The organism is Pedobacter agri PB92 (assembly GCF_000258495.1).
Lineage (GTDB): Bacteria > Bacteroidota > Bacteroidia > Sphingobacteriales > Sphingobacteriaceae > Pedobacter > Pedobacter agri.
The window spans coordinates 1-10,350 of the sequence record NZ_AJLG01000174.1 but is presented as its reverse complement, the minus strand read 5'-3'; the positions used below and the strand labels follow the sequence as shown (position 1 = coordinate 10,350).

The window sequence follows — 10,350 nt, the reverse complement described above, 5'->3', positions numbered from 1 at the left end:
ACGTACACACTGGATTAAATTTAAGAATTATTGAAATCAATACACCATCAATCATTACCGATACAATTATAACCGGTAGTTTATCATCATGCGAAATCTAATTTTACGATAATGTTCTAATACCATATTCGCCCTTTCGACCGGTAAATTTAACTGCTATAAAAGAAATTAAAATAAACACAACAGGCTACCACACTTCGCATTATATTACAATTTTAAATAGAAACATCTTTTAAAACGAAAGATATTCTGAACTCTGATTTACTGAGTTAAAAGTAGGGCTTGCCTCACCTCAAATCTTTATCCTAATAAAGCTTTACAAGTCGGAAGAGATTACGGCAATTACGATGAGAAAAAAGAATTAGACAAACTTTTAAGCAATACTAAACTTGGGAGAATTGATTAAAACTTGCTATATTACAGCCCTTTTAACAACCAAAATGTGATTAAACCTAACGTCTCTCTCAAACTCCAACTAAAACGTCATCGACGTTCATTGAAATCTAAGAATGATAAAAAGAAATTAAGATACAAAATTGATATTAAGCATCTTGAATTAATTAAGTACTTCGGAAAAACACTTGATCCCTACGATGTTCTTCATAAATTTCTACCAAAGAATATAAAATATATACTATTTGAATCTGACTTTTCAGATCTTTCTATTTATAAACTCGACCCACCTAAATATTTCAAAGACGAAGAAAAACTAGAGATTCCAATAAACTTTTCTTTTGAAGATGGAGCTTGTAAAAACACTATAGAGTTCTTAAAAAAATTACTTGGTTTATTGGTTTTTCAACGTGCAAGAACAGTCATAGTGAGCTATGGAAAATGCAAAAAGATAAGTTTAGAAGCTCAAGTATTTTTAGATATTATACTGAAAGATATTATCACATTTTTTAAAAGATGCAACCAATATAAAAAACTCAAGCCTCGAGTTAAAAGAATTAGAGGCGATGACATTAGCAATCCTGACATTAAGAAACTTTTGTACTCTGTAGGTTCTCCAGCTATTCACGCAGACTACGAAATTAAATTTAAAGATATAATCCCATATAAGCTTTGTATTCATAACAGTCTTAATACTTCTAAGAAAAACATCGCGCAAAAAGATGTGGATACCACTACCTTGGCAGACTATGTAATTGATAGTTTAGAGCGTATGAATATTTCGCTTTCTGGAACAGAAATTGAAAATCTATGTAATGTAATTGGCGAGATACTCATCAACGCAGAAGAGCATTCTAGTAATAATTTCAGGTATTCAATAGGTTATTTCACGGAAAAGAGAGAAAATGGTAAACATTATGGAATATTTCGACTCGTAATCATGAATTTTGGACAGACGATTTATGAAAAATTTAAAGATCCGTATTGTAAAAACAAATCTAGTGTTGAAAAAATGAGACGTTTATCAGACCAGTATACAAGAAGAGGGTTATTTACACCAGCGGAATTCGAAGAAGAAACACTTTGGACGCTATATTCCCTGCAGGAAGGTGTGACTTCAACTGACCCAAAGGTTTATAAAAAACGTGGTAATGGATCTCTGAGGTTCATAGAAAACTTCTTTAAATTGCGAGGTAAAAACTTTACAGACTATGAGTCAAAAATGACCATCGTATCAGGTAAAAGCAGAATAATATTCGATGGAAAATATGATATCACTCCAACAGTTGTCGATGGTGAAACATTTCAGTGTGTTAGTTTTAACGAAAGTGGCAATATTATGAACAAACCAGACAATAAATATGTTAACTTTGCACCTACTTATTTTCCAGGTACTTATATCAGTGCAGAAATTTATTTTTCAGAAAATATTTAATATGACAGCGGAATCAACAATTAATTTAGAAGATTTTAGACCAAATGGGTCTAAAGTTTTCACAGGTAGAGACAGAGGTAGACAAGTTAGATTGGATAGTCACATTGATGAATTAGCCGATTCAAGCAATCATGTCAAAGTGGTCATACCAGCAAACATTTATTCAATCATACCTTCATTCTTTGAGGAACTTTTTATAAATATAATATCAAAACATGGAAGAATAGGTTTTTTCAAAAAGGTAAAGATTGTATCTGAGGGGAGCTACGAGTTTGAGACACCATTAAACGAAGCAATTGATCGGGTTCTACGAGATAAAACTGCTATTGGATAGTATGGCTGTTCTAGATGTCATTGCTAAAATAGCTACAGTAATTATTGCAGGTTCAAACTTAACATTAGCTTTTTTTGTATTTAAGCAAACTAAAGAGACTAATGCATCGGAAAAGCAGAAGGATAGGAATATTCAGGCTTTTAAAACTCTGATATTGGACCATAGTCTAAAACATCTGTACACATTCTTCGACAACATCGAAATTGTATTTAAAACGCTTGAAGGTTCAGAAAACTCGTTGGAGTCCAAACAGAATGTGGATAAAAAACTGAATGAATCTATTTCTATTTTTAGAAGACAATTTGTAGATTCTTTGCTCTCTGTTGATACAAAATTATACGATTTGTTTCTAGAAAAAACCGACACATTCCAGGCTTTGATTTCAACTAATTTATTTGATGAAGGTATAAATATTCATGTTGAATCTAAGTATGTTGAATTGATCAATAACCCGATGACCAACTTTAGAACTGAACTTTTAAAAACTTTGTATAGTTTCAAAGGATGAGCTAAAACTGCTCGAATTTAGTTATCAATTGAAAATATTAAAGCACTAAGTTTTTATAGGACTGAGCATTTTCCTCATGCAATTTCGTTTTAAAAAACGAAATTATTCATCACTTACTGTTAATCTTTCATTCATCTGGAAGTTTACTTCAACCAATTACGGCAAAGAGAAAAATGTCTCACAAAACGAAGATATGAGTATTAAAAAATTATATTTAAGTTTGATCATTGAATTGAAAAATCTATGCACTTTCGATTATTAATCCTCCCCCTGTTTTTACTAGCATCAAGTCTATTCGGCCAGAATAAATCTAACATTATAAGATATTCACATTTAAAAATTAATGGATTAGATTTCTCATTAAATAAAGATTTAATCTTAAAAGAATTCGGTAAGCCGAATAGAACATTTGAACCTAAATACGAATGTGGCTTTTTTTCTGAAGCAGAACAAGGGCATAAATATTTTTCACTTGACTACGGAAATTTAAAATTTATAGGAAATAAAAAACAAGGCTATCAAGTAGAAGAAATACAATTCAGTTCTCGCCAACAAAATAGCATAACATTTGGAAAGAATTTACTTTCTCACAAAACGACCATTAAGGAATTTGAGGTTATTTTTGGCGTCAAAGTTAGTGGAAATGAAACAGTACTATATAATAAAGGGGCTGATGACGGTCTAATCTTTAAATTTTCCCGTGGCAGACTAACTAAAATGGAGTACTGGTCGCCCTGTTAATCTTTTCAAATTGCTTTTGGTATTCAACCAAAAGCCTCGAAATTTTTCTAAAGAAACAGTGTGATTTTTGGCAGTAAAGCAAATACATTATCCATTCTGTGTCTCAAAATACGAAGCATTACGGATGGTAGTGACCTAAATTGTAAAACCGATAAGTATTATTAATAATCAGAATGACTTATTTCTTCTGCCAAGACAAGGATTAAAAAATTGACATGTATAATAATTCTAACATGTAACTATTGTTTGTTTAATAAATCACGGATAAGTTCTATTCTATTTGTGACTTTCGAATCAAACACTACATCAGGCTTAATACCAATATTATCGATTGGTTGCTCTGGAAGCCTTTTTGATCGTCCGATTGGTATCACTAAATTGAGATTCTTACAGGGAATATCAAAAAATTGTGTATTATTATAATCAAGCATTCCGGCGGAATTCTCTCCAAAGACAGTTACCTTTTTACTCTGCATTGCCATCAACAGAAAGGACTCCGCAGAACTTGCAGTATTTTTGTCAATTAAAATACCGATTCTCGAAGGGTACTTATAAATACTATCAAGCGTTATCTCGAAAAAATCTTTACCTGAAGGGTTAACAAAAGTACCAGGATGAGTTTTCATAAGTAATATCACTTGGTTCAAAAAATCTTTTGCAGAAGAAGAAATACCTTCCTCACTGAGGTTTGACTCCAAAATCCGAATGTTTTCTTGTGTTGAAAGATATTCATCTGGTTTAACTTTTATGGGTAAACTATAAATCAAAGGCATTAACCCATTAAACGCATAATCTGTTCCTCCGCTATTTCCTCTCATATCCAAGATCAAATTACTTCTTTGATCAAAATCCTTCATATGAACATGAAGAATACTATCAATTATCTTTTTCTCACTCCATTCAAATGAAGGTAATCTCAGCAAAACAGTAGTACTGTCTAAAATTTTTAGTGAAGTCGCCGTCGCCAAATTTTCGGACCCATTGGCAATCGTATTAGATTTGCCAAATAACTTATTTAACCGTTTCGCTACATCAGGGTTATTCTTTCTGAATTTCCAGTCAAGTTGAACCCGAAGATGATGATCGTGAAAATAATCAACCCAATTTCTTAGATTAACATAACAGGAATCGAAGCCTGAGGTGAATTTTGATTTATTGCGTATTTTTTGCGTGAATGTTAGAAATTCTTCCCAGTTTTTGCTTTTAACTTTATCATTAAAACCGGCATAATTTTTTGTAATGCTTTCCACAACATAATCGAAATTAACCAGACAATCACAATTCTGAGCTAATGAAACTATAGGGATTATTAGTAAAAGTATTAGTGTGAAAAATTTCATTTAAATTTAATATAGGTGAACAGCATTATTTATAACTGATCAATTATACTAATTTCCAAGTTTAATTTATTAAATATTATACCAACATCCAGAATTATTATCCCACCTAAATGGGCATCAGCTAATAGACTTCCGATGAATGATTAATTTCACAAGGTCAAAGTCACATGTGATCATAATTTACTAATAATAGTTAAATAAACTTATAACAAAAAGAACAATTAACGCGACGCATTAGGTCAGGTTGGCTCAAAGATTACATAAATTTCGATACACCTTTGATCTCATAAAGCGCTTACATTTCCTCGACCTAGCTGATTTAAGTCTTTTGATTATTAAAATTTGAAATTTATTTTCAACAACAATAAAAGAATAAATTGTCTAAAAAAACGAAGGTAATGTATTTACTCTAAGAAAAATCGTATAATAAGAAAGACTTTATTAAACATAAATCGATAAAAGCAAGCTACCGTTCAAAGAGATGATCTCAAAAGTCTTACATCAACAAAAATCATATCAGTAAATTATCGTTTGTAACAAAAAAGGCTATCTCACGACAGCCTTAAAATTTAACAAACGAACAAAAATTAAAAGCTCCTAATAACGAAAGCTTTTAAATGATTTTTCAACTAACCAAAGTTTACGATCATATTTTCATAGATAATTTATAAACCATGGACTAATACTTTTGTTTAAAAAATTATTTATTTCTTATAGAGGTGTAAAACTGTTCTTCGAATTCGACAATGTTCTATTCTCTTGACTTTTGGCCAATATTTGATGGCCGAGCTTTTACTACATGAACAGCTTTAATCAATAACCCCTTTACAAAAAATACTATTGGAGTATCATCACCGGAACTTCTTAAATGTGCTTGTAGTTTTACATCCGAATTATCTACCGCCTCTGCAACCGTGCTGCCTTTACTAACCACGCTTTGGTACACATCATTAGGAAGTAGGCAAATGAACCCAGGCGGTTCCTGGTACACTTCCGCTCCGAGTAATTTAGATAATCCATCTTGTTTTATATTTACATGTTTACGACAAGGTATGTTAATAAAACACAGATCTCACGCATTTGGTTTTGAACTACCTTTGACACATGACGGTTTAGGAATATGAAGATTGGTTTAATAGCGTAAAGCTACAAAAAGTAGAAACAATGCTTTTTTCCGGAGCCACCATCATTGATTCAGAAAAATTCCTGTTATATCTATCGCAGCATTAAAAGTAAATCCAAACACGAAGGCCAATGCTGCAATCTGGTACTGTTTAAAAGCTTTTAAATTGCTGATTGAATCTAATCTATAGTAAAGAGCTTAAATAAAAAACGGCTTGAAGATATTTCAAACCGTTTAATTCTTTATAAAAGCCCGTTCACGACTTCGGGCGTAGTAAAACTAATAAATTTAAGATCAAACTTACTAACTACAACCTGGAATTGTGTTATTCAATTAAAACACTTCAAATGTTGCAAAAGTCGCAATAACGAATATCAATTACGTGAGCTTGTTTTAATACATTCAATAATTCTAGCATAGATCTAAGAACGTATTTTCCTTTCTCCGGTCAATGAGTATTCTTCACCCTTCCTAATAACGTAACCTTTAAAAGCGTTATTTGTCCAAATTCTAAAAAGGTTTTGATCTCCTTTCACTGGCTTAATGGTGATCAGGTCTGGACCGATTTTAATTTCTTTCTTTTCTGTTGCTGCTTTGATGTTCATAAAGCAAGGTTTACTAATATTTTTAGTAATTGCAAATTGCGTTTTATATTTTTGCTAAATGGCAAAGAAATTCAAATTCCGGAAAATGTATTTTGTATGTGAGGATGGAAGGGTGAATGAAAACAGTACTACAATGACGCAGGCTTATAATGAAAAGGAAGTTGCTGAAAGGGTATGCGAAAATAGAAGGCAACAAAACCATCAAATGTGGGATGATAAAACCAAATCATTTCCGACGCATACAGTTGAAGGTTTTCACCTATTTCATGAAAGTTTATTTGACCAGGGGGAAGCCAAAAGCAAAACCTGAATGTGTGAGGCCAAATATTAAAGACCAACAGAAAATATTTTCCGTTTCAAATAATATGAAAAAAAATATTACTTCGAATCCTATTATTATGGGAATCGATGAACAAGAGTTAAAAATGATCAAGCTAATTGCAGATAGTCTTACAAACGCTGAAATCAGTAAAGAAATGGAGGTCAAAAGCAGTGTTTTAAATGGTATCCGTAAAAACTTAATTAGTAAAACACGTTCGAAGAATATAGCCTCACTCGTCTCTTTCGCTTATAAATATGGATTATTGAAAGTATAAAAGCCCTACATTAGCAGGGCTCTCAATATTTTATATTTGGTTAAAAAAAGAGCGTTTTGCATATCCCTGCAAAACGCTCACTATTTAATCTATCGTCCCGGAAAGACTAACAGGACAAAACTAAAATTTTACTTATGTTGCCCCTATAGTCTTTTTTGGGCCATAAAGGAAGGCTCTCATATCTGAGAAGCATTTTTATTGTATAAACTAAATCGTCCCGGGTTTAATAAATGGTGCAGGGTAGAGCTTATATATAAGAACTTATTGTGTAACATTCTCTACATATTTTGCGCCTGATTTCGAGGATAAACTATATTTTCCTTTCAACGATTGACCATAGATAGATAGTGTTATACCAGCGGTCACCATACATAATTTGACTTATTTTTCGGTAATGTGCATTAGATGCTGAACATTATCAATCACAATACATTAATCTTAAGACCCAAGGATATGTTTATCCCAGCCAGGGGAGCTAAATACTTTAGCAATGAATTTTGTGGACGGGCCTCTATATTAAGAAGGTTGTTTCCGCTTATAAAGTAATCTATGGGAATTCCCTTAATTGCTCTATTATAAGCTACTCTTGCTGTCAGTAGAGAATAACCTGGCATTGGTGGTTCGGGATTGATATTTTTACCCAGGAAGCGTTGAGGGAGATACCGATCAAACAATATATCGATGTCCAATTTCTTTATATCCAAGCCCGTAGAAAATCCGAATCGGCTGGTAGGCATGTTCGGCATATAATCTCCTTCCGCCCAATTTCTCATGCTGCCACCCGAAACATTAATATTCTTGACGAGGTCAAAGTATGCACCTCCTCGGATGTTAATATACTTATTAATCGATTGATGAACCTTGAGCTCAGCTTCCCAACCTGTGATTTTGGTATCGGCCTGTCGCCACTCTTTTACCAGAAAGCCACCTGAACGAGATATGCCAGTATGGGCAAGATATAAATAATTATCGAATCTAGTTGAGTAATGTGTAATTGACAGCTCGTAACCTTTGACTTTCATACCGGCTCCAAATTCCCTGGTTCTGGCAACCTCTTTATTCAACCTGTCATCTCCATTTTCTTCCAGCATGATGGCGAAGTGATTATTGCCAGCATAAAGTTCATTCACCTCTGGCGCCCGTTCCGCATGAACGTACGAGCCTTTCAAAAAACCATACTCCGTAAGTTTAAGTTTACTACCGATATTATACTGGTTCAATTTGAATGATCTGTCAGAGAGCTTCCCACCACCGAGTCCACGACTGGGTGTATATCCGGGAGACAACATCGCATTTTTATCAACCCGCTCATGACGATATCCGAAATCCAGATCTATTATACGCCAGCTTACTTGCTGAAGGGTAAAAATACCATATTCCCTGCTTAGATTATCCGGCAGGTAACGCTGCTCGCCATTACCTTTAAGCGACATTTTTGATAACTCAAATCCGCTAATACCTTTTAAGAAGGAAACTGACCGCTGATTGATTTCCATCCGCGCGCCGTGACGGTGGGAAGCGAATTCATTGGCCAGATAGTCCCCGATGAATTCGCTATCGCTTCCACTTTGAAAAATGTAGTTTAACTTCAGGTTGTCCAGTACCCCATGATCAAAACTATATGCTGATTCCATCAGCAAATTATTTGATGCAGACCTGGTGTTAATCGGCAGATATACCTGCTCACCTTCAACCTCATGACTATACCCATCCTCGTGAGTATGGGTATGACCGGGAAGTTTACGCAGCGCAAATCCAGGTATTCCATGATTACCAAAAGATCTCCTAAATCCGATACCTGCACGAAAATGTTTATCGATGTAGCTAGTACCCACATTTACAGCATAACTATTTGACTGACTGTTGGGCATGATGCCTTTAGTCACAGGGGAATAATCATAAATACCTTTTACAGTAGTTGTAGATAGTGGCGTACCAGGAGGTTGACCAGGGATGTATAGTGCATTTCTTGGGTTAGGTATGCTTGCTCCACCGATAACAGAATTTTCCTGGAAGGTATAAAGGTCTGCTTCGCTGAGGCCCCATTCAGGGTTGTTGATATTTTCAATCACAAATTGGCTAATGTATGGATATAACGTAAGGTTCCTTGTTACTTCCTTGTCTACATTCACCTGCGCCATGGTTTGGGTAAGGTGATCAATACTTGGGTCATAAGCAATAGGGGATTTTGTATTTCCAGGAATTTTAATCAATTTATTCCAATGGTTCATTGCCCCCGCATGCCACGACCATCTCGATCCTAAATCACCATTCAGATCAAAAGCCTGACGGTATCCCGCATTATTTCCAGCCTCTAGAGTCGCTGCACCTTTAATATTCCTACCTGTGCGTTGCTTTGGTATCGTATTATCGAGTAAATTGACTGCCCCTCCTATTGCTCTGCCGCCATACAATACACTCGCGTTCCCCTTTAACACCTCAATACCCAAAAGGTTATCCATATCAGAGACCACATTTAAATTCGGGCTGATCCCAGATAGGTCGTTCATCGATAGACCGTTGCTCAATATCCTAACCCTGTTGCCGCTGAGACTTCTGATCATCGGTGCGCCTGAATGAGGTCCAAAACTTACATTTTGAATACCTGCAATATGGCTAAGGGTTTCGCCAATTGTAGTGGATTTCACGAGCTGCAATTGATCTTTGGAGATCTCCATCAAACCACTGGCCTTCACATTTGAGTAGCCTTTAATGACTACTTCCTTAAGTGTGTCAGTTTTCAATGTATCTAATCTTTTTCTTAGCTGAGCGTTTACCTGAAAAGATATCGGAATAATTAAAAAAAGGATGGCAACAGGTTTTTTAAGGGCTAATAACATATCTATCGATAATTCTTTTTTAAGGCGCAAAGATAGAAAAGGAAAATTTAAATGCAACAATATTGCATTTTTAAAGCAACTTAATTGCATTTGCAAAAAGTAAGAAATACATTTGCGCAAAAATTTAAAATATGGAAATGTTAAAAAACTACACAAAGTTGCTATTAATCGCTGGTCTGATTGTTTCATTCAGCAGTTGTAAAAAAGATGTGGAATCGCCAATGAATAACATCGATATTGGCCTGCCCGCAAATTCCTCAGTTGTTTATGGCAATGACCAGGAAATCGTTCTCCCTTCAAATGTTGCTGGAGCAAGCGATGTGCAGGTATCATTTGAGTTCAGTCAGGTGCCAAATATACAGCTTGGCAATTCAGGAAGCCTTCACGACAAACTAAAAAGAGCGTTGTCGTTTGATAAGACTAGAGTGTGTACGT

General features: G+C 34.5%; 10 protein-coding genes. 7 read left to right on the top strand and 3 right to left on the bottom strand.

From position 1 onward, the window contains the following. Positions 1-496: 496 nt before the first annotated feature. The 4 genes from ON09_RS19500 to ON09_RS19480 all read left to right on the top strand — a co-directional run bounded on the left by ON09_RS19500 (position 497) and on the right by ON09_RS19480 (position 3,411). Positions 497-1,828, top strand: a complete 1,332-nt coding sequence (locus ON09_RS19500) for a hypothetical protein (protein ID WP_010602751.1) — start codon at positions 497-499, stop codon at positions 1,826-1,828. A 1-nt stretch (position 1,829) separates the two neighbouring features. Continuing rightward, positions 1,830-2,162, top strand: a complete 333-nt coding sequence (locus ON09_RS19495; RefSeq protein ID WP_010602750.1) for a DUF4325 domain-containing protein — start codon at positions 1,830-1,832, stop codon at positions 2,160-2,162. 1 nt (position 2,163) lies between these two features. Beyond that, on the top strand, positions 2,164-2,670 hold the full coding sequence (locus ON09_RS19490) for a hypothetical protein (protein ID WP_010602749.1): 507 nt from the start codon (positions 2,164-2,166) through the stop codon (positions 2,668-2,670). Positions 2,671-2,913: 243 nt separating this feature from the next. Further along, positions 2,914-3,411 (top strand): hypothetical protein, encoded by a 498-nt coding sequence (locus tag ON09_RS19480; RefSeq protein WP_010602748.1) that lies wholly within the window; start codon positions 2,914-2,916, stop codon positions 3,409-3,411. A gap of 239 nt (positions 3,412-3,650) precedes the next feature. On the opposite strand, the gene ON09_RS19475 is transcribed toward ON09_RS19480, so the two are convergent. Together ON09_RS19475 and ON09_RS19465 are read right to left on the bottom strand one after the other, a co-directional pair. Next, on the bottom strand, positions 3,651-4,751 hold the full coding sequence (locus ON09_RS19475; RefSeq protein WP_010602747.1) for a S41 family peptidase: 1,101 nt from the start codon (positions 4,749-4,751) through the stop codon (positions 3,651-3,653). A 1,545-nt stretch (positions 4,752-6,296) separates the two neighbouring features. Next, the gene (locus ON09_RS19465; RefSeq protein ID WP_010602745.1) at positions 6,297-6,479 is read right to left on the bottom strand and encodes a hypothetical protein; all 183 of its coding nucleotides are present in this window, start codon (positions 6,477-6,479) and stop codon (positions 6,297-6,299) included. 58 nt (positions 6,480-6,537) lie between these two features. Between ON09_RS19465 and ON09_RS19460 the strand changes: the two genes are divergently transcribed. Next, positions 6,538-6,789 (top strand): hypothetical protein, encoded by a 252-nt coding sequence (locus tag ON09_RS19460; RefSeq protein WP_010602744.1) that lies wholly within the window; start codon positions 6,538-6,540, stop codon positions 6,787-6,789. 115 nt (positions 6,790-6,904) lie between these two features. After that, on the top strand, positions 6,905-7,075 hold the full coding sequence (locus tag ON09_RS19455) for a helix-turn-helix domain-containing protein (RefSeq protein WP_238533752.1): 171 nt from the start codon (positions 6,905-6,907) through the stop codon (positions 7,073-7,075). Between the two features lie 422 nt (positions 7,076-7,497). Here ON09_RS19455 and ON09_RS19450 read toward each other — a convergent pair whose 3' ends face one another. Further along, positions 7,498-9,915, bottom strand: a complete 2,418-nt coding sequence (locus ON09_RS19450) for a TonB-dependent receptor domain-containing protein (protein WP_010602742.1) — start codon at positions 9,913-9,915, stop codon at positions 7,498-7,500. A 137-nt stretch (positions 9,916-10,052) separates the two neighbouring features. On the opposite strand from ON09_RS19450, the gene ON09_RS19445 reads away from it, so the two are divergent. Then, positions 10,053-10,350, top strand: a 298-nt coding sequence (locus ON09_RS19445; protein WP_162097948.1) for a hypothetical protein, incomplete at its 3' end; no start/stop codon positions are given.

Bases quoted from the DNA above. Each gene is read 5' to 3' on its own strand.
- ON09_RS19480 (WP_010602748.1), top strand. From the start codon at position 2,914: ATGCACTTTCGATTATTAATCCTCCCCCTGTTTTTACTAGCATCAAGT.
- ON09_RS19450 (WP_010602742.1), bottom strand. From the start codon at position 9,915: ATGTTATTAGCCCTTAAAAAACCTGTTGCCATCCTTTTTTTAATTATT.
- ON09_RS19495 (WP_010602750.1), top strand. From the start codon at position 1,830: ATGACAGCGGAATCAACAATTAATTTAGAAGATTTTAGACCAAATGGG.
- ON09_RS19455 (WP_238533752.1), top strand. From the start codon at position 6,905: ATGATCAAGCTAATTGCAGATAGTCTTACAAACGCTGAAATCAGTAAA.
- ON09_RS19475 (WP_010602747.1), bottom strand. From the start codon at position 4,751: ATGAAATTTTTCACACTAATACTTTTACTAATAATCCCTATAGTTTCA.
- ON09_RS19490 (WP_010602749.1), top strand. From the start codon at position 2,164: ATGGCTGTTCTAGATGTCATTGCTAAAATAGCTACAGTAATTATTGCA.
- ON09_RS19460 (WP_010602744.1), top strand. From the start codon at position 6,538: ATGGCAAAGAAATTCAAATTCCGGAAAATGTATTTTGTATGTGAGGAT.
- ON09_RS19465 (WP_010602745.1), bottom strand. From the start codon at position 6,479: ATGAACATCAAAGCAGCAACAGAAAAGAAAGAAATTAAAATCGGTCCA.